Annotated in this window: 24 protein-coding genes and 2 rRNA genes (1 of these 26 only partly in view); 12 read left to right on the top strand and 14 right to left on the bottom strand. The window is 69.5% G+C overall.

Annotation, left to right across the window (positions count from 1 at the left end; all coding sequences use genetic code 11):
* The 3 genes from EES41_RS17590 to EES41_RS17580 form a co-directional block, all read left to right on the top strand.
* Nucleotides 1-1966: ribosomal RNA gene (locus EES41_RS17590) — 23S ribosomal RNA — on the top strand (it extends 1158 nt beyond the left edge of the window).
* A gap of 72 nt (nucleotides 1967-2038) precedes the next feature.
* Nucleotides 2039-2155, top strand: a 5S ribosomal RNA gene (gene rrf / locus EES41_RS17585).
* A 90-nt stretch (nucleotides 2156-2245) separates the two neighbouring features.
* The gene (locus EES41_RS17580) at nucleotides 2246-2800 is read left to right on the top strand and encodes a GNAT family N-acetyltransferase (protein WP_123079426.1); all 555 of its coding nucleotides are present in this window, start codon (nucleotides 2246-2248) and stop codon (nucleotides 2798-2800) included.
* Here EES41_RS17580 and EES41_RS17575 read toward each other — a convergent pair.
* The 6 genes from EES41_RS17575 to EES41_RS17550 all read right to left on the bottom strand — a co-directional run bounded on the left by EES41_RS17575 (nucleotide 2797) and on the right by EES41_RS17550 (nucleotide 9843).
* Nucleotides 2797-4278, bottom strand: a complete 1482-nt coding sequence (locus EES41_RS17575; protein ID WP_123079425.1) for a type VI secretion protein — start codon at nucleotides 4276-4278, stop codon at nucleotides 2797-2799. The genes EES41_RS17580 and EES41_RS17575 overlap by 4 nt on opposite strands.
* A gap of 2 nt (nucleotides 4279-4280) precedes the next feature.
* On the bottom strand, nucleotides 4281-5696 hold the full coding sequence (locus tag EES41_RS17570; RefSeq protein ID WP_123079424.1) for an ATP-binding protein: 1416 nt from the start codon (nucleotides 5694-5696) through the stop codon (nucleotides 4281-4283).
* Nucleotides 5697-5715: 19 nt separating this feature from the next.
* Nucleotides 5716-7278, bottom strand: coding sequence for an SCO6880 family protein (locus EES41_RS17565; protein WP_123079423.1), 1563 nt, complete (start codon nucleotides 7276-7278; stop codon nucleotides 5716-5718).
* Nucleotides 7275-8612: a hypothetical protein gene (locus EES41_RS17560; protein WP_123079422.1), complete on the bottom strand. Its 1338-nt coding sequence runs from the start codon at nucleotides 8610-8612 to the stop codon at nucleotides 7275-7277. Before EES41_RS17560 ends, EES41_RS17565 begins: the two co-directional genes overlap by 4 nt.
* The gene (locus tag EES41_RS17555) at nucleotides 8602-9432 is read right to left on the bottom strand and encodes a hypothetical protein (protein ID WP_123079421.1); all 831 of its coding nucleotides are present in this window, start codon (nucleotides 9430-9432) and stop codon (nucleotides 8602-8604) included. Before EES41_RS17555 ends, EES41_RS17560 begins: the two co-directional genes overlap by 11 nt.
* Nucleotides 9433-9534: 102 nt before the next feature.
* Nucleotides 9535-9843: a hypothetical protein gene (locus EES41_RS17550; RefSeq protein ID WP_008742356.1), complete on the bottom strand. Its 309-nt coding sequence runs from the start codon at nucleotides 9841-9843 to the stop codon at nucleotides 9535-9537.
* A gap of 472 nt (nucleotides 9844-10315) precedes the next feature.
* Between EES41_RS17550 and EES41_RS17545 the strand changes: the two genes are divergently transcribed.
* On the top strand, nucleotides 10316-10711 hold the full coding sequence (locus tag EES41_RS17545) for a hypothetical protein (RefSeq protein WP_164495871.1): 396 nt from the start codon (nucleotides 10316-10318) through the stop codon (nucleotides 10709-10711).
* Between the two features lie 29 nt (nucleotides 10712-10740).
* Here the strand turns inward: EES41_RS17545 and EES41_RS17540 are convergent, their stop codons facing one another.
* Nucleotides 10741-11553, bottom strand: coding sequence for a pentapeptide repeat-containing protein (locus tag EES41_RS17540; RefSeq protein WP_123079420.1), 813 nt, complete (start codon nucleotides 11551-11553; stop codon nucleotides 10741-10743).
* A gap of 4 nt (nucleotides 11554-11557) precedes the next feature.
* Entirely contained in the window at nucleotides 11558-12091 is a 534-nt protein-coding gene (locus EES41_RS17535; protein WP_123079419.1) for a GNAT family N-acetyltransferase, read from the bottom strand.
* 63 nt (nucleotides 12092-12154) lie between these two features.
* Between EES41_RS17535 and EES41_RS17530 the strand changes: the two genes are divergently transcribed.
* From EES41_RS17530 to EES41_RS17515, 4 genes are all read left to right on the top strand, one after another.
* Complete coding sequence (locus EES41_RS17530; protein ID WP_123079418.1) at nucleotides 12155-12763, top strand: LysE family translocator; 609 nt, start codon at nucleotides 12155-12157, stop codon at nucleotides 12761-12763.
* Between the two features lie 72 nt (nucleotides 12764-12835).
* Nucleotides 12836-13627, top strand: a complete 792-nt coding sequence (locus tag EES41_RS17525) for a thioesterase family protein (protein ID WP_123079417.1) — start codon at nucleotides 12836-12838, stop codon at nucleotides 13625-13627.
* A gap of 231 nt (nucleotides 13628-13858) precedes the next feature.
* The gene (locus tag EES41_RS17520) at nucleotides 13859-14866 is read left to right on the top strand and encodes a bifunctional lytic transglycosylase/C40 family peptidase (protein WP_123079416.1); all 1008 of its coding nucleotides are present in this window, start codon (nucleotides 13859-13861) and stop codon (nucleotides 14864-14866) included.
* Nucleotides 14867-15066: 200 nt separating this feature from the next.
* On the top strand, nucleotides 15067-15771 hold the full coding sequence (locus EES41_RS17515) for a phosphatase PAP2 family protein (RefSeq protein ID WP_123079415.1): 705 nt from the start codon (nucleotides 15067-15069) through the stop codon (nucleotides 15769-15771).
* A gap of 131 nt (nucleotides 15772-15902) precedes the next feature.
* Here the strand turns inward: EES41_RS17515 and EES41_RS17510 are convergent, their stop codons facing one another.
* Entirely contained in the window at nucleotides 15903-16136 is a 234-nt protein-coding gene (locus tag EES41_RS17510; protein WP_073775243.1) for a hypothetical protein, read from the bottom strand.
* Nucleotides 16137-16274: 138 nt separating this feature from the next.
* The gene (locus tag EES41_RS17505; protein WP_250568672.1) at nucleotides 16275-16457 is read right to left on the bottom strand and encodes a hypothetical protein; all 183 of its coding nucleotides are present in this window, start codon (nucleotides 16455-16457) and stop codon (nucleotides 16275-16277) included.
* A gap of 191 nt (nucleotides 16458-16648) precedes the next feature.
* Between EES41_RS17505 and EES41_RS17500 the strand changes: the two genes are divergently transcribed.
* Together EES41_RS17500 and EES41_RS17495 are read left to right on the top strand one after the other, a co-directional pair.
* Nucleotides 16649-17521, top strand: coding sequence for a hypothetical protein (locus tag EES41_RS17500; RefSeq protein ID WP_164495870.1), 873 nt, complete (start codon nucleotides 16649-16651; stop codon nucleotides 17519-17521).
* 147 nt (nucleotides 17522-17668) lie between these two features.
* A complete protein-coding gene (locus EES41_RS17495) occupies nucleotides 17669-17824 on the top strand; it encodes a hypothetical protein (protein ID WP_164495869.1) in 156 nt (51 codons plus the stop codon).
* Nucleotides 17825-17988: 164 nt separating this feature from the next.
* On the opposite strand, the gene EES41_RS17490 is transcribed toward EES41_RS17495, so the two are convergent.
* Complete coding sequence (locus tag EES41_RS17490; protein ID WP_008742368.1) at nucleotides 17989-18342, bottom strand: metal-sensitive transcriptional regulator; 354 nt, start codon at nucleotides 18340-18342, stop codon at nucleotides 17989-17991.
* A gap of 195 nt (nucleotides 18343-18537) precedes the next feature.
* Here EES41_RS17490 and EES41_RS17485 point away from each other — a divergent pair, with 195 nt between their 5' ends.
* Nucleotides 18538-19158: a DUF47 domain-containing protein gene (locus EES41_RS17485; protein WP_008742369.1), complete on the top strand. Its 621-nt coding sequence runs from the start codon at nucleotides 18538-18540 to the stop codon at nucleotides 19156-19158.
* 5 nt (nucleotides 19159-19163) lie between these two features.
* A complete protein-coding gene (locus EES41_RS17480) occupies nucleotides 19164-20162 on the top strand; it encodes an inorganic phosphate transporter (protein WP_008742370.1) in 999 nt (332 codons plus the stop codon).
* Nucleotides 20163-20291: 129 nt separating this feature from the next.
* On the opposite strand, the gene pstB is transcribed toward EES41_RS17480, so the two are convergent.
* Genes pstB through pstC form a run of 3 tightly spaced genes read right to left on the bottom strand, consistent with a single transcriptional unit; the run spans nucleotide 20292 to nucleotide 23169 of the window.
* On the bottom strand, nucleotides 20292-21068 hold the full coding sequence (gene pstB, locus EES41_RS17475) for a phosphate ABC transporter ATP-binding protein PstB (protein WP_123079413.1): 777 nt from the start codon (nucleotides 21066-21068) through the stop codon (nucleotides 20292-20294).
* Between the two features lie 29 nt (nucleotides 21069-21097).
* A complete protein-coding gene (gene pstA, locus EES41_RS17470; protein WP_123079412.1) occupies nucleotides 21098-22180 on the bottom strand; it encodes a phosphate ABC transporter permease PstA in 1083 nt (360 codons plus the stop codon).
* Nucleotides 22180-23169: a phosphate ABC transporter permease subunit PstC gene (pstC, locus tag EES41_RS17465; protein WP_073775232.1), complete on the bottom strand. Its 990-nt coding sequence runs from the start codon at nucleotides 23167-23169 to the stop codon at nucleotides 22180-22182. Before pstC ends, pstA begins: the two co-directional genes overlap by 1 nt.
* Between the last annotated feature and the right edge of the window lie 93 nt (nucleotides 23170-23262).

Genomic DNA, 23262 nt, shown 5'->3' with positions numbered 1-23262 from the left:
GGAGGTTGGCTTAGAAGCAGCCACCCTTGAAAGAGTGCGTAATAGCTCACTGGTCAAGTGATTCCGCGCCGACAATGTAGCGGGGCTCAAGCGTACCGCCGAAGTCGTGTCATTGCAGCGTATAGCCCCAACGGGTGTTGTGATGGGTAGGGGAGCGTCGTGTGCCGGGTGAAGCAGCAGCGGAAGCTAGTTGTGGACGGTTCACGAGTGAGAATGCAGGCATGAGTAGCGATACACACGTGAGAAACGTGTGCGCCGATTGACTAAGGGTTCCTGGGTCAAGCTGATCTGCCCAGGGTAAGTCGGGACCTAAGGCGAGGCCGACAGGCGTAGTCGATGGACAACCGGTTGATATTCCGGTACCCGCTTTGAAACGCCCAATATCGAATCAGGCGATGCTAAGTCCGTGAAGCCGTTCCGGACCCTTCGGGGAAAGGAAAGTGGTGGAGCCGACGAACCAGACTTGTAGTAGGTAAGCGATGGGGTGACGCAGGAAGGTAGTCCAGCCCGGGCGGTGGTAGTCCCGGGGTAAGGGTGTAGGCCGAGGGGTAGGCAAATCCGTCCCTCATTAAGGCTGAGACCTGATGCCGAGCCGATTGTGGTGAAGTGGATGATCCTATGCTGTCGAGAAAAGCCTCTAGCGAGTTTCATGGCGGCCCGTACCCTAAACCGACTCAGGTGGTCAGGTAGAGAATACCGAGGCGTTCGGGTGAACTATGGTTAAGGAACTCGGCAAAATGCCCCCGTAACTTCGGGAGAAGGGGGGCCATCACTGGTGATCGGATTTACTCCGTGAGCTGGGGGTGGCCGCAGAGACCAGCGAGAAGCGACTGTTTACTAAAAACACAGGTCCGTGCGAAGCCGTAAGGCGATGTATACGGACTGACGCCTGCCCGGTGCTGGAACGTTAAGGGGACCGGTTAGTGCGCTTTCGGGCGTGCGAAGCTGAGAACTTAAGCGCCAGTAAACGGCGGTGGTAACTATAACCATCCTAAGGTAGCGAAATTCCTTGTCGGGTAAGTTCCGACCTGCACGAATGGCGTAACGACTTCTCGACTGTCTCAACCATAGGCCCGGTGAAATTGCACTACGAGTAAAGATGCTCGTTTCGCGCAGCAGGACGGAAAGACCCCGGGACCTTTACTACAGTTTGATATTGGTGTTCGGTTCGGCTTGTGTAGGATAGGTGGGAGACTTTGAAGCGGCCACGCCAGTGGTTGTGGAGTCGTCGTTGAAATACCACTCTGGTCGTGCTGGATGTCTAACCTCGGTCCGTGATCCGGATCAGGGACAGTGTCTGATGGGTAGTTTAACTGGGGCGGTTGCCTCCCAAAGGGTAACGGAGGCGCCCAAAGGTTCCCTCAGCCTGGTTGGCAATCAGGTGTTGAGTGTAAGTGCACAAGGGAGCTTGACTGTGAGACCGACGGGTCGAGCAGGGACGAAAGTCGGGACTAGTGATCCGGCGGTGGCTTGTGGAAGCGCCGTCGCTCAACGGATAAAAGGTACCCCGGGGATAACAGGCTGATCTTCCCCAAGAGTCCATATCGACGGGATGGTTTGGCACCTCGATGTCGGCTCGTCGCATCCTGGGGCTGGAGTCGGTCCCAAGGGTTGGGCTGTTCGCCCATTAAAGCGGTACGCGAGCTGGGTTTAGAACGTCGTGAGACAGTTCGGTCCCTATCCGCTGTGCGCGTAGGAATATTGAGAAGGGCTGTCCCTAGTACGAGAGGACCGGGACGGACGAACCTCTGGTGTGCCAGTTGTCCTGCCAAGGGCATGGCTGGTTGGCTACGTTCGGGAGGGATAACCGCTGAAAGCATCTAAGCGGGAAGCCTGCTTCAAGATGAGTATTCCCACCTCCTTGAGAGGGTAAGGCTCCCAGTAGACGACTGGGTTGATAGGCCAGATGTGGAAGCCCGGTAACGGGTGGAGCTGACTGGTACTAATAGGCCGAGGGCTTGTCCTCAGTTGCTCGCGTCCACTGTGTTAGTTCTGAAGTAACGACCGTGTTGTCATCCGGTTGATATCTTCATAGTGTTTCGGTGGTCATAGCGTTAGGGAAACGCCCGGTTACATTCCGAACCCGGAAGCTAAGCCTTTCAGCGCCGATGGTACTGCAGGGGGGACCCTGTGGGAGAGTAGGACGCCGCCGAACAATCATTGTGGGAAAGCCCCGCACCAGGTAACTGGTGCGGGGCTTTTCTGCGTTTACGGACAGTTTTCCGGCTCGGTAGGATCCCGCGATATGAGCCAGCATGTGATTCGTTCCGTCCGCGCCGATGAATGGGAGAAGGTCAAGGAGCTGCGGCTCGCCGCGTTGCGGGATCCCGCGGCTTCGGTGGCGTTTCTGGAGACCGTGGAGAGCGCGGAGTCGCACCCCGATGAGTTCTGGCGGGGGCGGGCCGAAGGGGCCTCGCACGGGCGGACCGCGCGGCAGTTCATTGCCGAGGCCGATGGCGGGGAGTGGGTCGGGTCGGTGACCGTGCTCGTTGAGGACGGCGGGACTTCCGACCTTTTCGGGTTCCCGATCGAGCGGACTCAGGGGCATCTGGTCGGCGTGTTCGTACGGCCGGAGCACCGGGGGACCGGGCTGACCGAGGCGCTGTTCGCGGCCTCGCTGGAATGGGCCTGGTCGTTGGAGGAGCCGGCGCTGGAGCGCGTACGGCTGTTCGTGCACGAGGGGAACGCGCGGGCCGGCGCGTTCTACCGGCGGTTCGGGTTCCGGGCGAGTGGGCGGAGCGTGCCGATGCCGGGGAATCCGTCGGTGAAGGAGCTGGAGTACGTGTACCCGCGGCCTTAGGGCAGGTCGGCGTGGGGCCAGCGGGAGCGGGCCTGTTCGCGGCTACGGCAGAGGGCCAGGAGCGGAAGGGTTTCGTCTTCCAGGAGCTCCGGGAGCTGGGGGACGGGGGCGACTGCGGCGATGTCGTCCAGGACCAGCGTCAGTGGTGGGTCGAGCCGACCGTGGGATGACCGTGCGGCCACGCGACGGCCGTGCTCGACCACGCTGGAGGCGAGTGCGGTCAGCAACGGCATCGCACCCGGGTGGGTACGGGGATCTTCCAGGGGTTCACCCACCACATAGAGCGTGCCCCCTTCGGAGACGAACGATGCCAAGGTCAGCGCATCTGTTCGGTTCGGGTTGCAGGCCTCGCGGATGTGGATGGAGCTGAGGCAGGACAGGGCGCGGGCCGTGAGGTCCTGGGCCTGTTCGCGGCGTTCGGGGTGCGCGGTGAGGGCGCTTTCGAGTTCGCCGGCCGCGCCGGGGGCCGCCTGGGGGTGGGTGCGCAGGACGCGGACCGGGTCTTGGGCGTTGTTGCCCTGGGCCCAGCGGTGGAGCTGCTTGAAGGGGCGCTCGTCGAGCGCGGCCGCCTGGAGCCAGCTGCGGAGGAGGGTTTCGGCCGTATCGGCGACGGCGGCGTCCATGCGGGCCTGGGGGCGTACGGGGGCCAGCAGGGCGATCGCCCGGGCGGCGGCGGTGTCGCGGTCGGCGCAGCCGGCGGCGGGGTTCCAGTGCATGCGGGCCGGGGTGTCGCACAGGTGCGAGGGGTCGTAGAGGAGGACCGGGCCGAGTTTGGCGCGGGCGTCCTTGGTCTCGGCCCACAGGGTGGGGGAGGAGGTGACGATCAGCGCTGCCGACTCCGCCTCGTTGACGGCCTGGACGGCGGTGCGGTGGCGGGTGGCCGCGTCGGCGTAGGTCAGGCGTGGTGTCCGGGCCGGGGCCGGGGCCGGGGTCGGGCTGGGGGCAGGCGGTAGGGGCGCGGTGGGTGCGGGTGGGTGGGTTGCCGGGGCGTAGCGGTAGGGCTCATCGGCCGGGGCCGGCGCCGGGGTTGCCTTGCGGTGTGCGGCTACGGGGGACGGGGGCGCCGGGAGGGGCTGGGGCGGGACCTGGGGGAGCGGGCCCGGGGTTTTGGCCGGGGCGCGGCGGGACTTCGTACGGGCGATGACGCCCAGGGTGAAGATCACCAGGACCAGCAGGACGAGGAGCTGGCTGATGAACAGGCCCCAGAAGAGGCCCCAGCCGGAGAGGGCCGCCGGGTCGGTGTCGGGCCAGGCGGCCGGGATGTCGTGCGGTTGCGCTATCAGGGCGCGGATGGCCTCCGGGGTGCGGGTGAAGGTGACCGTGGCCGGCCAGGCGCCCTTCGAGAAGAGGGCGGCGAGGCCGGTCGCGGACCACACCAGTACGGCCAGGCCGAGGAGGAAGGCCAGGAGGCCGACCAGGACACCGTCCGGGACTCCGCCGCCGCCGGCGGGAGTCCGCGCAGGTCTTGGGTCGGGCATGGTTACGCCACCGTGGTCGCGGAGCCGGGGCCGTTGCGGCGGCGTTCGATGAGGAGGGCCCTTTCCTCCGCCTCCAGTTCCGCGGCCAGCAGGTCGTCCGGGAGCTGGTGGGCCGTGGAGGACTCGGTCATCGCGCGGTCGGTGTAGACGAGGGGGCGTTCGGCCTCGGTGATCAGGTGTTTGACCACCTGGACGTTGCCGTTGACGTCCCAGACGGCGATGCCCGGGGTGAGGGTGGGGATGATTTCCACCGCCCAGCGGGGTAGGCCTAGGACCCGGCCGGTGGCTCGGGCCTCGTCCGCCTTCTGGGCGTAGATGGTGCGGGTCGAGGCCATCTTGAGGATGGCCGCGGCTTCGCGCGCGGCCGCGCCGTCGACGACGTCGGAGAGGTGGTGGACGACGGCGACGAAGGACAGGCCGAGGCGGCGGCCGAACTTCAGCAGGCGCTGGAACAGCTGGGCCACGAACGGGCTGTTGATGATGTGCCAGGCCTCTTCCACGAGGAAGATGCGCTTCTTGCGGTCCGGGCGGATCCAGGTGTGCTCCAGCCAGACGCCGACGATCGCCATGAGGATCGGCATCGCGATGGAGTTGCGGTCGATGTGGGAGAGGTCGAAGACGATCAGGGGGGCGTCGAGGTCGATGCCGACGGTGGTGGGGCCGTCGAACATGCCGCGCAGGTCGCCGTCGACGAGGCGGTCGATGACGAGCGCCACGTCGAGGCCCCAGGCCCGGACATCGTCTATGTCGACGTTCATGGCTTCCGCGGACTCGGCTTCCGGGTGGCGCAGCTGTTCCACGATGTCGGTGAGGACGGGCTGGCGGTCCCGGATGGTGCCGACGACGTACGCGTGCGCGACCTTGAGGGCGAAGCCGGAGCGTTCGTCGAGGCCGTGGCCCATGGCGACTTCGATGATGGTCCGGAGCAGCGCGAGCTGTCCGGTCGTGGTGATCGCCGGGTCGAGGGGGTTGAGGCGGATCCCGTCGTCGTTGGCGGCGATGGGGTCCAGGCGGATGGGGGTTATCCCCAGCTGCTGGGCGATGAGGTTCCACTCGCCGACGCCGTCTTCGCCCTGGGCGTCGAGGACGACGACCTGGCGGTCCCGGAAGCGGAGCTGGCGCAGGACGTAGGTCTTCTCCAGCGCTGATTTTCCGTTGCCGGATTCGCCGAGGACCAGCCAGTGCGGGGCCGGCAGCTGCTGGCCGTACAGCTGGAAGGGGTCGTAGATGTAGCCCTTGCCGCTGTAGACCTCGCGGCCGATGATCACGCCGGAGTCGCCGAGGCCGGGGGCGGCGGTGGGCAGGTAGACGGCCTGGGCCTGGCCGGTGGAGGTGCGGACGGGCAGCCGGGTGGTTTCGACCTTGCCGAACAGGAAGCTGGTGAAGGCGTCCGTCAGAGCGGACATGGGATCTCGCATGGGCGGCACTTCCCTCCAGCTAGCGTCGGATGCCGGTGGCGAACGGCAAGGTGTTGACGAAGGCGCGGTGGTGCTCTCGGTCGCACCATTCCAGCTTCAGGTACGACTTGCCGGCGGAGGCGCGGATCGTCCGCTTGTCGCGGGCGAGGGCCTCCGGTGAACGCGAGGACACCGTGATGTACCCGACCAGGTTGACTCCTGCCGCACCGCTGGCGAGATCTTCACCTCTTTGGTCGAGGCGGCCGTGGGCGGCGATGTCGCGGGGGTCGACGGTCCGGTTCATCTTGGCGGCGCGGCTGGCGTCGGCCTCGTCGTTGGTCTTCTCGGTGAGCATGCGCTCGATGGCCACCTCGGTGGGCTCCAGGTCCATGGTGACGGCGACGGTGCGGATCACGTCCGGGGTGTGGACGAGGAGGGGCGCGAGGAAGTTGACGCCGACCGGGGTCATCGGCCATTCCTTCACCCAGGCGGTGGCGTGGCACCAGGGGGCGCGGGTGGAGGACTCGCGGGTCTTGGCCTGGAGGTACGTCGGCTCCACCGCGTCGAGTTCGGCGGGCCAGGCGTTGCGCTTGGTCATGGCCTGGATGTGGTCGATGGGGTGGTCCGGGTCGTACATGGAGTGCACGAGGGAGGAGAGCCGGCCCTGGCCGAGGGGCTGGCGGACGCGGATGTCGGCCTCGGCGAGGCGGGCGCAGATGTCGGTGAGCTCGCGGGCCATGACGATGGCGAGGCCGGCGTCGCGGTCGAGCTTGCGTCCCTTGGCGGGGGAGGAGGCGCGGGCGATGGTGTGGGCCTCGGCGGCGAGTTCGCGGCTGTAGTGCATACAGGCGACGAGGTAGGCGCGGTGCTGCTCGGAGGAGGTGGACACCATCGACTGGAGCTGTTCGTACGAGTCGCGCAGCCAGCCGGGGGCCTGGGTGTTTCCGCGCATGGCGACGTCCTTGGCGTGGGCGTCGGGGTCGGCGGGGAGGGTGCGGGCGAGCATCTGGAGGCGGGTGACGAAGCCGTCGCCGTTGGCGACGTGCTTGAGGAGGGTGCCGAAGCGGTCGACGAGGGCTTCCTGGTCCTCGCTGTCGCGCAGGCCGACGCCGGGGCCCTCGATCTCGATGGCGGCGGTGACGGTGCGGCGGTCGGCGTGCAGGAGGACGGCGATCTCGTCGGGGCCGAAGGGGGCGGCGAGCCAGGCGATGCGGCCGATGCCGGGGGGCGGGCCCACCTCGACCTCGCGGCCGTCGACGGCGCGGATGCCGGCCTCCATGGTGCCGGAGCGGTACGTCGTGCCGCGGCGCAGCGTGCGCTTGTAGCTGCGGTTGATCTCGAACCACTTGTAGAAGGTGCGGCCCCGGTAGGGGACGTACACGGCGGCGAGCGCGAGCATGGGGAAGCCGGCGAGGCTGACGATGCGCAGGGTGAGGTCGGGGACGAGCAGTCCGCTCATCATGCCGAAGAACGCGCCGGCGATGATCAGGGCGATCTCGCCGGTTTCGCGGTTCTTGCCGACGATCGCGTTCGGCCGGGCGCGGCCGATGAGGTACGTGCGGCGGGGCGCGATCGGGTGGAGCTGGTGCGACTGGGTCGTCACCGCCCGTCACCTCCTGTGTTGCTCGTGCTCGAACCAGTGCGGGGCGGGGGTGTGGCGGAGGGGACGGAGCCGCCGCCGGAGCCGCCGCCGGAGGTGGGACGGCTGCTGTGCGCGGCCACGCCTCCGGAGAGGGGGTTGGCGGGGCGGGAGGCGCTGTTGCCGCCGCCCCCGCCGTCGCCGCCGCCGGCGCGGTGGGCGCCGCGGCTGCTGTGGGTCTTGATGCCCTGGGAGACGAGGGAGGCCGGGGAGCTGATGACGGCGGCTGCCTGGGCGCCGTCGGTGGCCTTGCTGCGGTTGGAGCGGGCGGAGGCGATCTCGTCGCCGAAGCCGGGGACGAAGCGGTAGATCATCGCGGAGGCGAAGATCGCCAGGAGGATGATGGCGAGGCCGGAGACGACGGCGGAGAAGGCGTTCGGGCCCTTGTCTCCGGTGAGGGCGCCGGCGAGGCCGAGGACGATGACGATGACCGGCTTCACGAGGATGACGGCGATCATGATGCCGGCCCAGCGGCGGACGTGGCCCCACATGTTGCGGTCGACGAGTCCGGCGTAGACGACGGTGCCGAGGAGGGCGCCGACGTAGAGGAGGGCGGCGCGGATGACGAGCTCCAGCCAGAGCACTCCGGCGGCCAGGACGGTGACGAGCGCGACGACGATCAGCATGATCGGGCCGCCGCCGATGTCGTCGCCCTTTTTGAGGGCTTCGGCGAAGGAGCCGAAGAAGACGTCGGATTTGCCGCCGGTGGCGGAGGCGATGACCTCGGTGACGCCGTCGGTGGCGGAGACGACGGTGTAGAGGACGAGGGGGGTGAAGGCGGAGGCGAGGACGGTGAGCCAGAGGAAGCCGATGGCTTCGGACATGGCGGTGGTGAGGGGGACGCCGCGGATGGCGCGTTTGGCGACCGCGAGGAGCCAGAGGACGAGCGTGAGGATGGTGCTCGCGGCGAAGACGACGGCGTACTGCTGGAGGAAGGCGGGGTTGGTGAAGTCGACGTTGGCGGTGTGGGTGACGGCTTCGCTGAGTTTGCCGACGATCCAGGAGGCGGCGTCGGCGCAGCCCTTGGCCAGGGAGGCGAGGGGGTTGAGGGCGTCGGCGGGGTCGGCGGGGGCCAGGCCCGTGCGGGGGGCTCCGCCGGAACCCTTGCCGCGATCGCAATACTCCCGGGCGGGGCCCGCGATCAGCCCGCAGGGGTCGTTGCTCGCGCTCGGTGAGGGCGAGGGCGTCGGGGCTCCCGGTGCAGCTGTCGCACGAGAGGCGAAGAGGATGACGGCGGTTTGGACCGCTGCTGCGGTCAAGCCGAGGCCGCGGACGGAGAGACTCCGGCTACCGGGCATAGGTGAACCCTCCGAATTCGGTGACGGCCTTGCCGATCTCGTCGGAGGTGGACACCGGGTTGTCGCCGGTGACTGGTGTGGGGCCGGCCTTCTGGGTGGTCTCGAGAACCTTCCAGTCCGAACCGTTCCACTTGAGATTCATGGAGATGGTGAACCAGCTGCTGGTCACGGGCCGGGTGGATTTCTCGCCGGTCAAGCCGAACATTCCGATGCACCACACATCGACCGAAGCGGTCCCACTGGCGAAACTGTTGACCTTGGCTCCCACGGGAACGGTCCGGTTGACGAAGGTGGAACCGGTCGGAGCGAGGCCGTCCTTGGTCAGACCAATCTGGGCGAGCAGATCGGCCGAGTAGTCGGCGTCGAATCCCGACTGGAGCTTCGTGCGAGTGTCTTCGTCCGCGATGGCGCCCACGATTGAGTGTCTGCGCGCAGGGTTGAACATGCCGTCAGAACCCAGCGCAGTGGCGTAGTTAGAAGCGGCGGACTGGGCTCCCTGTTGATCCTGGGCAAAGCCGGAGGGTACGCCGTCATTCTTGGCGTCCACCGGGTCCTTGCCCGTCGGGGAGGTGGACGTCGACCCGGGACTGGCCTCGGCCGGAGGCTTGCTCGGGGTGTCCTGGGACTGGTTGGCGAAGGCGATCGCGGCGATCAGGAGGACCACCACGCCGACGACCGTGACGAGGCCGCGGGAGGCGCGGGGGGTGCGGCGGGGGGTGCCGTAGGCGTCGGAGGGGGAGTCCGGGAGGCGGGTGCGGGTCTGGCCCGTGCCGCCGACCTCGCCGTGTCCGCCGCCGCCGTACTGGTCGTCGTTGCTCATTCCGTGTCCGCCCCCTCCGCGTCGTACGACGGTAGTGCTCGTTCCCGCGTGGATGCGGTGTGGTGAGTCCTCATCAGGTCCGGCAGCCGGTGGGCGGCCCGGCTAGACGGCCATTCCGTAGACGATGGTGAAGAGGGTGCCGAGGGAGCCGATGATGAACACGCCGGTGAGGCCGGCGACGATCAGTCCCTTGCCCTGTTCCGCGCTGAACGTGTCGCGCAGGGCCGTCGCGCCGATGCGCTGCTTGGCGGCGCCCCAGATGGCGATGCCGAGGCAGAGGAGGATCGCGACGGCCATGACCACCTCGATCATGACCTTCGCTTCGTTGCCGAGACTGCCGAACGGCCCCCAGTTCGGGGCGATTCCGCCGATGATGGTGGTGATGTCGCCCTTTTCGGCTGCCAGGATCATGTAACTCACCGCCCCTGTATGGGTAGTTCCGGTACCCCGTGCCCGATGGCAGGGGTCACGTACTATCTTCGCTGATGAAATCGCCGTCGTATGTCGACTTGGCGGCTCTCTTTGCCCGATCTCCCCGCCCGTGTCCCGTCCCTGTGCTCTGACCTGGGCGAGGGCGGTGTGGGGGCGAGAGAAACCTATGGTCACTCTGTGTATCACGGGGTGTGACCCCGGGCAATGAATTGTCGTCCCGGCGTACGGGGGTGCGAGTGACGGGCCGCCGTTCGGCGCAGTGGGGGCGCGTGTCGGCGGGCTGACGCGCCGTCGTTTTCCGTGTGGCCGGGATGGGGTGGGTCACCGGATCGGGTCGGGGGCGTGCCGTGGCCGGGGAGTGGTGGGCCGCGGGGGCGTGCGGGTGTGCGAGGGGCGCACGTGCGTGTGGGGCCCGGCCCCTGTTGTCAGTGCCCGGAGGCAGGCTGGGGTGATGACGACTCCTTGGACACTCGGTGATGTTGAAGCGGCCATCCGGGCGGGATGGTCGGCCGAGACGTGCTCGCCGGACGATGTCGAGCGGGCGCAGTGGACGGCCGGGAACCCGGCGTGGGGGCACTGCGACATCACGGCGCTGGTCGTGCAGGACCTGTGCGGGGGCGACCTGGTGGTCGGCGAGGTCTGGCTGGACGGGGAGCAGCAGGGGTTCCACACGTGGAACGTGCTGCCGGGGGGTGTCGTCATTGATCTGACGCGGGAGCAGTTCCGGCTCGGGCAGACGGTTACCGCGGGGCGGGTGATGGGGGAGCGGCCGGTGGGGCGGTTGCCGAGGCGGTGGGAGGAGTACCAGGTGTTGCGGCGGCGTGTTTTTGAGCGGTTGGGGCTGTAACGCCGGTGCCGCTGGGTGGGCGGGCCGGGTCAGAGCCAGTGGGTGGGGTGGGTGAGGGATGGGGGGAGTTTGGTTTGGGGGGTGCCCTGGGCGGCGTTGAGCTGGGGTTGGGTGAGGAAGAGGGCTTCGCGGAGGTCGGCGCCGCGGAGGTTGGTGTCGCGGAGGTCCGCGCCGATCAGGTCGGCGGTGCGGAGGTCGGCGCGGCTGAGGTCGGCGGCGATCAGGTAGGCGCCGCGGAGGTTCGCGCCGCGCAGGTCCGCGCCGGAGAGGCGGGCGCCCATCAGGTCGGCGCCGCGGTGGTTCTTCTTGCGGCCCGGGGTGTGGGCGCGGACGAGCTCGCTGGTTTCGAGGAGCAGCGTGTTGATCTCCTGGCGGAGGGCGCCGACGTCGAAGGGGGCCAGGGTGTCCGCGTCCGCGCCGGTGGCTTCCGTGGTCGTGGCCAGCGCCGCGCGGAGGGCGTCGTGCAGCGGGGCCGCGGCGGGGCGGGCGAGGGCCTCGGTGAGGTAGTGGAGCAGCTCGTGCAGCTGCCGCATGACCGGGAAGACCTCGAACATCTGGCGGGCGGTACCGGGGTCGCCGCGCCAGTCGCGGCCGCCGAAGGTGACCTGGGAGACCTGCTGGCCGGCGCCGAAGCAGTCGAAGACGGTGCAGCCGGGGTAGCCCTTGTCGCGCAGCGCGGTGTGGATGCCGCAGCGGAAATCCTGCCGGAGGTTCTTGCAGGGGGTTCCGGCAGCCTTGTTCGCGGCGAAGTCGTGGGACTTGGCGAAGGGCAGGGCGACGCAGCACAGCGCGAAGCAGTTCGCGCAGTCGGCCTTCAGGGCTGGGGTGGGGGTCGGGGACACCGTCCTATTGTGGACCGTTCGGGGCGGGCAGGCGCATCTGGAGGGCGGTCCACCAGACGCCGTCGACCTGCTCGACGTCCCGGATGACCCGGTGGGTGCGGAAGCCGGCCTTCTCGTAGAGCCGGACGGCCGGGGTGTTGTGGGCGTAGACGCCGAGGTCGAGCTCGGGCAGACCCAGCTCCCCGAAGGCGCGCTCGACCGCCAGGGTGAGGAGGGCCTCGCCGAGGCCTTGGCCGCGGGCGTCGGGGGCCAGGAGGACGCGGCCGACGCGGGCGCCCGGGGCGCCTTGGTGGCGGCGCAGGGAGATGTGGCCGACGGGCCGTCCGGTGCCGGACGCGACGGCGGTCCAGGTGTGCCGGTCGGGTTCGGCGGCGTAGGCGGTGAGCTGCGCCTCGTCGAGGGGCCAGCTGAAGGCGGGGCCCGACCAGGTGAGGAGTTCGGTGGGGCCGGTGATCCAGTCGAGCAGGAACGCCGCGTCGGTCGCGGGGCGGTACGGGCGCAGCGCGAGGGGCAGGGGCATGGGCATGGGCAGGGGCATGCCTCAAGTATCCGTGTTCCGGAGGGGCTTGATCGGGAGGCGGCCGGTTGTGAGGATCCGTGCATGACAGAAGTGATCGCAGTCGCCGTCATCACGCTCCTGGCGGTGATCAGCCCGGGGGCCGATTTCGCCATGGTGGTCCGCAACAGCTGCCTGTACGGGCGTCCGACGGGCCTGTTCGCCGCGGCGGGTGTCGCGGCCGGCGTGCTGGTGCACGTCTCGTACACGATGCTCGGGGTCGGGCTGCTGATCGCCTCCTCGGCCGCGCTGTTCACGGCCATCAAGCTGGCGGGCGCCGCGTACCTGGTGTGGATCGGGATCCGTACGTTCCGGGCGCGGGCCGATCTGACCGTGGACCTGGAGGGGAAGGCCGGGCTGACGCGGCTCGGGGCCTTGCGGTCGGGGTTCTTGACCAACGTGCTCAATCCGAAGACCACGCTGTTCGTGGTGTCGACGTTCACGCAGGTGGTGGGCCCGGGCACGCCGGTGTGGCAGCAGGCCGGGTACGGGCTGTTCATGTCGGTGGCGCACCTGGGCTGGTTCGGGGCGGTGGCGCTGTTCTTCTCGAACTCCCGGCTGCGCGAGCGGATGCTGAAGGCGCAGAAGGCCTTGAACCGGACCATCGGGTCGGTGCTGGTGGGGCTGGGGGTGGGGCTGGGGTTCGCCCGCTGAGTTTCGCGGGCAGGGCCCGCAAGTGCCCGGAAGCCCTGGCGGGGTGGGTTACCTCTCGGTAGCGTCTGCGGCATGGGTTCTGCTGAGGCGTTCTTCGAACGGGTCGATACGGGGCGGTTCCTGGCCGGCGAGCACACGCGCGGGCCCTGGGATCCGCTCGCGCAGCACGCGGGGCCGCCGGCCGCGCTGCTCGGGCGGGCCGTCGAGGACCGGGAGGGCGCCCGCGAGGACATGCGGCTCGCCCGCATCACGTACGAGATCCTGCGCCCGGTGCCGATCGGGCCGCTGGAGGTCACCACCAGCGTGCTCCGGGCCGGGCGCAGTACCGAGGTGGTCGAGGCGGCCCTCGCGCCGCCCGGGGCCGCGCCGGTGATGCTGGCGCGCGCCCTGCGGATCCGGGTGGCTCCGGAGGCGGTGCCGGCCGCGGCGCCCGGGCCGGGGCTGCCGGCGCCGGGGGAGGTGGAGGTGACCCCGTTCTTCCCGGTGCCGTGGGAGACCGGCTACCACCGCGCCATGGAGACCCGGTTCACCGAGGGCGCGTTCATGGAGCTGGGTCCGGGCACCTGCTGGATGCGGATGAAGGTCGCGCTGATCGCGGGGGAGGACGTCAAGCCGCTGGACCGGGTGCTGGTCGCGGCCGACTCGGGCAACGGCATCAGCTCCGTCATGGACTTCGGCCGCTTCGTCTTCGTCAACAGCGATCTGACGGTCCACCTGCACCGCCACCCGGTCGGGGAGTGGGCCTGCGTGGAGGCCCGTACGAGTGTGGACGCGGCCGGGATCGGGCTGGCCGACGCCCGGTTGCACGACGAGAAGGGGCCGATCGGCCGGAGCGCGCAGAGTCTGTTCGTCGCCCCCCGGTAGAGCCCCCGGTAGAGCCCCCGGTAGAGCCCCCGGTGGGGACCCCGGTGGGCGGTCCGGTCCGGGCGCCAACCCGTGCCGTGCGCCGAGGGGGTCTGGACGGCGGCGCTCTTCCGCGTCGAGGATGGTTTCGAGGGGTGTGCTTCCGACTGGCCTAGCGGAAGGGACGACACGGACATTTCGCACCCGAAAACGGTGGGCATGGGGGAGGGTTGACGGGTGCGCAGATTCTGGATGGCAGGCGGAATCGGGATCGGGCTGTGCTTGAGCTTCCTCGTGCTGCTCGTGGTCGGGACGTATTCGGCCGCGGCGGGACTGGTGGGAGCCGGCGGCGGCCAGGCGGTCGGTCTGGTGAAGGGCGCGGTACCGGGCAAGTACCAGGCGCTGGTGCAGAAGTGGGGCGCCCTGTGCCCGGCGATCAGCCCGCCGCTGCTCGCCGCCCAGCTGTACTCGGAGAGCGGCTGGAACCCCACGGCCGTCAGTCCGGCGGACGCGCGCGGCATCGCGCAGTTCATCCCGGGCACCTGGGCGGGTCACGGGATCGACGGCGACGGTGACGGCGACCGCGACATCTGGGACCCCAACGACGCGATCCCGTCGGCGGCTTCGTACGACTGCGAGCTCGCCAAGGACGTGGCCCGGGTGCCGGGTGACGCGGCGAAGAACATGCTCGCGGCGTACAACGCGGGCGCGTACGCGGTCATCAAATATGGCGGGGTGCCGCCGTACAAGGAGACCCAGGGGTACGTGAAGGCGATCACGACCCTGGCGCAGAGCTTCGCGAAGCCGGTCGGGCGGGTCGCGCCCTCCCAGCAGGCCGCCGGGGCGATCTACTTCGCGCAGAAGCAGCTCGGCACCCCGTACCTGTGGGGCGGCAACGGAACGGCCGACCAGGACGGGCGGTTCGACTGCTCGGGGCTCACGAAGGCCGCGTACGAGACGGTGGGGATCGAGCTGCCGCGCGTCGCCAACGACCAGTACAACGCGGGGGCCCACCCCTCGCGCGCCGAACTGCTCCCCGGTGACCTGGTGTTCTTCTCCGACGATCTGACGAACTCCCGCGAGATCCGGCACGTCGGCCTCTACGTGGGCGGCGGCTACATGATCAACGCCCCGTACACGGGCGCGGTCATCCGCTTCGACAAGATCGACACGCCCGACTACTTCGGCGCGACCCGCGTCACGAAGGGCGGCGCGGAGGCCTTGCCTGACCCCAAGAGCAGTGGCCGGGCAGCTTCGTGACTGTCCGTTAAGCAAAGGCCCTGAGCTGCGACGATGAGTCACTCTTCGATAACGTTGGAGTGATCATTCCGTGGAGAGTGGAACCCGCTCCTCAGAACGGGCGTTCCATGGGCGCGGGGGTTGATCGACTGGGGGCGAAGGGGCGCACACCGGGGTGCGCCCGCAGGGAAACCCAGGCAAGGGCAAGGGGCCGCAATGCCGTGGCTGGACTCACGACCGGTGGGCCGAACGTGGACGTAAGCCTGCTGTACGCGATCAACGGGCTCTCCCGGCACGTCCCGAACGGGCTCGGCCGGGCGCTGGGCCTCGTGGGCGAGTACGGGATCCTGCTGGCCCTGGTGCTGCTCGTGCTGTGGTGCTGGCGCGGCGCCCGCCGGCAGGACGAGACCACCGCCGCCGAATCGTTCGCCGCGCTGGTCTGGGCCCCGCTCGGCGCCGGGATCGCCCTCCTCGTGAACGTCCCGCTGCGCGGGTTCGTCGGGCGGCCGCGGCCGTTCCTGCAGCACACCGGGCTGGAGGTCCTCGAACCTGGCCTCTCCACGACCGACTTCTCCTTCGTCAGCGACCACGCCACCCTCGCCATGGCGCTCGGCGTCGGCCTGTTCATCGCGAACCGCAGGCTCGGCTTCATCGGCATCGGGCTGGCCCTGCTGGAGGGCCTGTTCCGCGTGTACACGGGCGTGCACTACCCGACGGACGTCATCGGCGGCTTCGCCCTCGGTACCGCCGTCGTCCTGCTGTTCGCCCCGCTCGCGATGGCGCTGCTGACCCCGGTGGTGCGCGCGGTGGCCCGCTCCCCGCGCGCCGGGCGGCTGGTACGGGCGAAGGACCGCCCGCTGGCCCAGCCGGTCGGGCTGGCACCGACGCCGCCGTCGGCTCCGCAGGAGCGGGACCTGGCCGCGTAGCAGGGGAGCCGGCGCGGCCCGGGCTCACCGGTGCGCGTAGGAATCCCACACGGAGAGCAGTACGGCCGCCAGCAGGCACAGCCCCGCCGCCCCGAAGAACAGCCGGATCGCCGCCGGGCGGGGGCGCGGGCTCAGGGGTCGCCGCCTTCCGTGCCCCGGTCGCCCTCGTCCTCGTCGCGTCGGTAGCGGGAGCGCAGCCACAGCCCGGTGGCGACGGCCGCGGCGGTGGTGAGCCCGACGGCCAGGGCCACGTCGGCCGGGCCGTCCGCCGTGCCCACGGGCCGGGCCCAGGCCGCGGCGGCCGGGGCGGAGGCGATGAGCAGGGCCCAGAGGAGGGCGGCGAGTCGTGGCGCGGGTCCTGGCATGAGTCCAGGGCATCCGCTCCCGCGCAGGTAGGCCAGCCGGGCCGTCCGAACGGGCTATCAGAACGCGCCGCCGGGCCGCGCCGCCGGGCCGGGCCGCCGCGCCGCCGGGACCACCGGCCGTCCGCCGCGCCCCCGCCCCTACCCCGCCGTGTGCAGGGTGGCGTCCTTGCGGGCCAGGTCGCGGGAGCGGCGGGCCGGGCCCCTCCAGCCGCAGGTGCACAGGGCCAGGCAGAACGACCCGCGCTCGGTGGTGCTCGTGCTGTGGCCGGTCGGTGGCTGTGCGGGCCTCTCGTACCGGGCGTCCGCCCGCGGCGGCGGCAAGGTGGCGAGCGGCAAGGTGGCGAGCGGAATAGTCGGCGGCGCCTTGGGATGCGGGTCCACGCCACCACGGTACCCGGGTTCGGCGCGCCCGGACACGGCCTCGCACCGTGACGGGAAACCCCGGACCTCGTTAAGCGGAGCGGGTGGGGGCCTCGGGCAAGCAGCGGTCATGCGTTGGGGGTTGGCAGGCGATGGTGGTGCACCAGCACAGGCGGCGGCGAGTGCGTGCGGGTGGGGTGGTGCTCGCGGTCGGCGTGGCCGTCACCGTGGCCGCGCTGGCAGCGTGCGGCGGCGCGGCGGACGCGGGCGCGGGGGTCGGCGCGAGCGCCGGCAGCGACGGCCGGCCGCCGGCGGACCCGGCCGCGGCCGCCGCGGCGGTGCGGGCAGCCGCCGACGCGCTGACGGCGGCCGGCAGCGCGCGGGTCCGTACGGCGATGGAGATGGCCGCCGGCGGCACCCGCGTCACGATCCGCGGCGAGGGCGGGGTGGACTTCGTGCACCGGATGGGCCAGCTCCTGGTGATGCTCCCCGCCGACGCGGCGGGCAAGGACGAGCACCGGCCGATCACCGAGCTCCTCGTCCCCGGCGCCCTCTACATGAAGAACCGGGGCGCGGGCGTGCCCGACGACAAGTGGGTGCGCGTCGACACGACGAGCCTCGGGGACGGGAACCTGGTCACGGGCGGGGCAACCGATCCGCTGGCGGCGGCCGAGCTGCTGCGCGGCGCGCAGGAGGTGACGTACGTGGGGGAGACCGAGGTGGCGGGCACCAAGGTGTGGCACTACCGGGGGACCACCGACCTCGGGCGGGCGGCGCGCAGTGCCTCGCCGGACATCCGGAGAACGCTGGAGGCCGCGGCGAAAGGGTTCAGCAAGGACTCGGTGCCGTTCGACGCGTACCTCGACCAGGAGGGCCGGCTGCGGAAGGTCCGCCACCGTTTCAGCTACGAGAACAATGGCGTGATCGATGTCTCGTCGACGACGCTGCTCTACGGGTTCGGGACTCCGGTGACCGTCGCATTGCCCCCGAGCGGGGACATTTACGCCGGGAAGATCGCCGAGTAGTCGGTGCGATGGGTCTAGACCGGTGCCATCGGGTCATGGCCCGGTATCCGGAAATGGTCCATCCGTGTCATGCGCGCAGCGACCCGCGCTCCCTACGCTGAGAAGCCGATCGCCGACGACCGATGGCGGCGGGAAGAGGTGACACGCGTGACTCCCGGAGGCGGTACGACGGTGCAGGATTTCGTGGCCCTCGCCGAGATCGAGCTGTGCGGTGAGCTGATCATCGCGGCCTCCACGGCGGACGAGGAGCGGCTCAGCCAGGACCGCATCGACGAGGTGCTGATGGTCGGCGTCAGCCGCTGACCCCGGCGCAGGACCGGCGCGAACCCGTACGAACCCGTGCCGGACCGGCCCGGACCGGACCCGTGCCGGACCGGCCCGGACCGGACCCGTGCCGGTCCGACGCGGGGAGGGGCGGGGAGGGGCGGGCGGGCGCCGCGCGCGGTGGACCGGGTCCTCGCGCCGCCTCAGGTCCGCAGGAGGCGGGCGATCGCCTTGGTCGCTTCCTCGACCTTGGCGTCGATCTCCGCGCCGCCCTTGACCGCCGCGTCGGCCACGCAGTGCCGCAGGTGCTCCTCCAGCAGCTGGAGCGCGAAGGACTGCAGCGCCTTCGTGCTCGCCGAGACCTGCGTGAGTATGTCGATGCAGTAGACGTCCTCGTCGACGAGCCGCTGCAGGCCGCGGATCTGGCCCTCGATCCGGCGCAGCCGCTTGAGGTGCTCGTCCTTCTGGTGGTGGTACCCGTGCACCGCCGCGCCCGGGGTCTCCTCGGGGGCCGCGGCGACGCCGGCTCCGGAGCCCTCCGCCTCGATGGTCGTCATGCAGTCCTCCCGTGGTCCGGAATGAGGGATGCATACCCCTCATGGGTATAGGTTACGTCGCCCTCGCCGTCCGGGCAGGGGTCCGTTCCGCCCACTGTGCCTGATGGAGCACACTGGTGAACGGCCGGTTAGCCCTCGCCGGGGGTTGCGCCTAGCATCAGCCTGACCGAATCCAATGCACCCCGAGGACCTCACGTGCGATTTCGTCTGACCCCCAGGGAGACGAGCTTCTACGACATGTTCGCCGCATCCGCGGACAACATCGTCACGGGCTCCAAGCTCCTGATGGAACTGCTCGGAGCGGATTCCTCCGCCCGGGCCGAGATCGCGGAGCGGATGCGGGCGGCGGAACACGCGGGGGACGACGCGACCCACGCGATCTTCCACCAGCTGAACTCCTCCTTCATCACGCCGTTCGACCGCGAGGACATCTACAACCTGGCTTCGTCGCTCGACGACATCATGGACTTCATGGAGGAGGCGGTCGACCTGGTCGTCCTCTACAACGTGGAGGAGCTCCCCAAGGGCGTCGAGCAGCAGATCGAGGTACTGGCGCGGGCGGCCGAACTGACCGCCGAGGCCATGCCGCACCTGCGCACGATGGACAACCTGACCGAGTACTGGATCGAGGTCAACCGCCTGGAGAACCAGGCCGACCAGATCCACCGCAAGCTGCTCGCCCAGCTCTTCAACGGCAAGTACGACGCCATCGAGGTGCTCAAGCTCAAGCAGATCGTCGACGTGCTCGAAGAGGCGGCCGACGCGTTCGAGCACGTCGCGAACACGGTGGAGACCATCGCGGTCAAGGAGTCCTGAACCTCGTGGACACCTTCGCTCTGATCGTGACCATCGGTGTCGCGCTCGGTTTCACGTACACCAACGGTTTCCACGACTCGGCGAACGCGATCGCGACCTCGGTCTCGACCCGCGCGCTGACCCCGCGTGCCGCCCTCGCGATGGCCGCGGTGATGAACCTCGCCGGCGCCTTCCTGGGCAGCGGCGTGGCCAAGACCGTCAGCAAGGGGCTCATCGAGACGCCGACCGGTGACCGGGGGATGTGGATCCTCTTCTCGGCCCTGGTCGGCGCGATCGTCTGGAACCTGATCACCTGGTACTTCGGCCTGCCGTCGTCCTCCTCCCACGCGCTCTTCGGAGGCATGGTCGGGGCGGCGCTCGCGGGCGGGATCGGCGTCATCTGGTCGGGAGTGCTCGACAAGGTCGTCATCCCGATGTTCCTCTCGCCGATCGTCGGCCTGGTCGTGGGTTACCTGGTGATGGTCGCGATCATGTGGATGTTCCGCAGGTCCAACCCGCACAAGGCCAAGCGCGGCTTCCGCATCGCCCAGACCGTCTCGGCGGCCGCCATGGCGCTGGGCCACGGCCTCCAGGACGCCCAGAAGACCATGGGCATCGTGGTGATGGCCCTGGTCATCGCCGACGTCCAGAGCTCCGACGCGCCGATCCCCGTATGGGTCAAGATCGCCTGCGCCGTGATGCTGTCGCTGGGTACGTACGCGGGTGGCTGGCGCATCATGCGCACGCTCGGCCGCAAGATCATCGAGCTTGACCCGCCGCAGGGTTTCGCCGCCGAGACCACGGGCGCCTCGATCATGTACACCGCGTCCTACCTGTACCAGGCGCCGATCTCCACCACCCACGTCATCACCTCGGCGATCATGGGTGTGGGCGCGACGAAGCGGGTCAACGCGGTCCGCTGGGGCGTCGCCAAGAACATCATCCTGGGCTGGTTCATCACCATGCCGGCCGCGGCGCTGGTCGCGGCGCTCAGCTTCTGGATCGTGGACCTGGCCATCGCCTAGGGTCCGCCCCGGGAAACGAAAGCGGGCCGGCTCCCCCCACCCAGGGGGAGCCGGCCCTTTTCTTTCGCCTTGCGGTGGCACCGCCATGCAGCACCGCAGGACGTGTCGCACATCCGCGGGGGTCCGGGTTTAACCGAAGCGGCCCGAGATGTAGTCCTCGGTCGCCTGGACGGACGGGTTGGAGAAGATCCGCTCCGTGTCGTCCAGCTCGATGAGCTTGCCGGGCTGGCCGACGGCCGCGAGGTTGAAGAAGGCGGTGCGGTCCGAGACGCGGGCCGCCTGCTGCATGTTGTGCGTCACGATGACGATCGTGAAGCGCTCCTTCAGCTCGCCGATCAGGTCCTCGATGGCCAGGGTGGAGATCGGGTCGAGGGCCGAGCAGGGCTCGTCCATCAGCAGGACCTCGGGCTCGACCGCGATGGCGCGGGCGATGCACAGGCGCTGCTGCTGGCCGCCGGAGAGGCCGGAGCCCGGCTTGTTCAGACGGTCCTTGACCTCGTTCCAGAGGTTGGCGCCCTTGAGGGAGCGCTCCACGATCTCCGCGAGCGCGGCCTTCTTGAAGCTGCCGTTCAGGCGCAGGCCCGCCGCCACGTTGTCGAAGATCGACATGGTGGGGAAGGGGTTCGGGCGCTGGAAGACCATGCCGACGGTGCGGCGGACCGCGACCGGGTCCACGTTCGCGCCGTACAGGTTCTCGTCGTCCAGCATCACCTTGCCCTCGACGCGGCCGCCGGGGGTGACCTCGTGCATCCGGTTCAGGGTGCGCAGGAAGGTGGACTTGCCGCAGCCGGACGGGCCGATGAAGGCGGTCACGGAGCGGGGCTCCACGGTCATCGAGATGTCGTCGATGGCCTTGTGGGTGCCGTAGAAGGCGGACAGTCCGCTGACGTCGATTCGCTTCGCCATGGGGGGTCACTTCGCTTTCATTGGTCGCGTCAGCGACCGGTCTTCGGGGCCTTCCAGCGGGCGATGCCGCGGGCCACCAGATTGAGGATCATGACGAAGGCGATCAGGACGAGCGCGGCGGCCCATGCCCGGTCGTAGGAGGCGTCACTGCCGACCTTGTACTGCTCCCAGATGTACAGGGGGAGCGAGGACTGGGCACCTTCGAAGGGGTTGTTGTTGATCAGCTGGGTGCCGAAGACCAGCAGCATGATCGGCGCGGTCTCGCCGGCGATGCGGGCGACGGCCAGCATCAGGCCGGTCGCGATGCCGCCGATGGCGGTGGGGAGGACGACCTTGAGGATCATGCGCCACTTCGGCACGCCGAGGGCGAGGGCGGCCTCGCGCAGCTCGTTCGGGACGAGCTTGAGCATCTCCTCGGTGGAGCGGACCACGACGGGCATCATCAGGATCGACAGGGCCATCGAGCCGGCGAAGCCGGAGGGGCCGAAGCCGAGCGCCAGGTTCCAGGTCGTCAGGATGAACAGGCCCGCGACGATGGAGGGGATGCCGGTCATGACGTCGACGAAGAAGGTCACGGCCTTGGCGAGCGAGCCCCGGCCGTACTCGACCAGGTAGACGGCGGTCAGCAGGCCGATCGGCGCGGCGATCAGGGTGGCCAGGGCGATCTGCTCGATGGTGCCGAGCAGCGCGTGGTAAACGCCGCCGCCCTCTTCGAAGCTGGTGACGCCGTTCATCGAGTGGCTGATGAAGTCCCCGTCGAGGACCTTCATGCCGCGGCTGACGGTGGTCCAGATCAGCGAGAGCAGCGGGATGACCGCGAGGACGAAGCAGACCCATACGAGGGAGGTCGTGACCCGGTCCTTGGCCTGGCGCCGGTTCTCGACGACCGCGCTGGCGGTGTACGTGATCCCGATGAACAGGAGGGAGGCGATCAGGCCCCACTGGATCTTGCTGTGCAGGTCGGCGACGAGGCCGATGCCGCAGCCGAGGGCGATCGAGAGGACCGCGATGCCGGCCGGGGCCCAGCGGGGCAGGCCGCCCCGGGTGAGGCCGGCGGGGGCGGCGGACTTGCGGGCCGGAGCGGGCCGCTGGTCCTGGAGTGCGTGGCTCATCAGGCGTTCGCCCCCGAGAAGTCCTTGCGACGGGCGATGATCAGCCGGGCGGCGCCGTTGACCAGCAGGGTGAGCAGGAAGAGCACGAGGCCGGAGGCGATCAGGGCGTCGCGGCCGAACTCGTTGGCCTCGTCGAACTTCGCGGCGATGTTCTGCGCGAACGTGCCGCCGCCCGGGTTCAGGATGTGGCCGGAGATCAGGAAGCTCGGGGAGAGGACGGTCGCGACGGCCATGGTCTCGCCGAGCGCGCGGCCGAGGCCGAGCATCGAGGCGGAGATGACGCCGGAGCGGCCGAAGGGCAGCACGGACATCCGGATGACCTCCCAGCGGGTCGCGCCGAGGGCCAGGGCGGCCTCCTCGTTCATGCGCGGGACCTGGAGGAAGACCTCGCGGCTGACGCTGGTCACGATCGGCAGGATCATGATCGCGAGCAGGATGCCGACGGTGAAGAGCGAGCGGGCGACGCCGACCTGCGTCTTGTCGAAGACGTAGGTCCATCCCAGGTACTCGTCGAGCCAGAGGTTGAGGCCGGCGAGCTGCGGTACCAGGAAGAGGGCGCCCCAGATGCCGTAGATGATCGACGGCACGGCGGCCAGCAGGTCGACCACGTAGGCGAGGGGGGCGGCCAGCTTGCGCGGCGCGTAGTGCGAGATGAAGAGGGCGATGCCGACGGCGATCGGAACCGCGATGGCCATCGCGATGATCGAGCTGACGACGGTGCCGAAGAGCAGGACGGCGATGCCGAAGACGGGGGGCGTGGCGGACGCGTTCCAGTCGAAGGTGGTGAGGAAGTTGCCCTCGTTCTTCGACAGTGCGATCGACGCGCGGTAGGTGAGGAAGACGGCGATCGACGCCATGATCACCAGGAGCAGGATGCCGGAGCCCTTGGAGAGGCCCGCGAAGATCTTGTCACCGGCGCGGCCGGTGGACCTTCCGCTCTTGGAGACGGGCGGAGCCGTGTCTATGCGGGTGGGTGTGGTGGAAGCCATGATCTTTCCGGTCTGGATGGGGGGCAGGCCCCCTGGCGGCGGTGCACCGGATCCCCCGGGTGGAGGGGGAGGGTCCTCGGGTCCGGGCCACCG

Origin of the sequence: Streptomyces sp. ADI95-16 (assembly GCF_003721495.1) — a bacterium.
Lineage (GTDB): Bacteria > Actinomycetota > Actinomycetes > Streptomycetales > Streptomycetaceae > Streptomyces > Streptomyces goshikiensis.
This window is presented reverse-complemented; position numbering and strand designations above follow the sequence as displayed.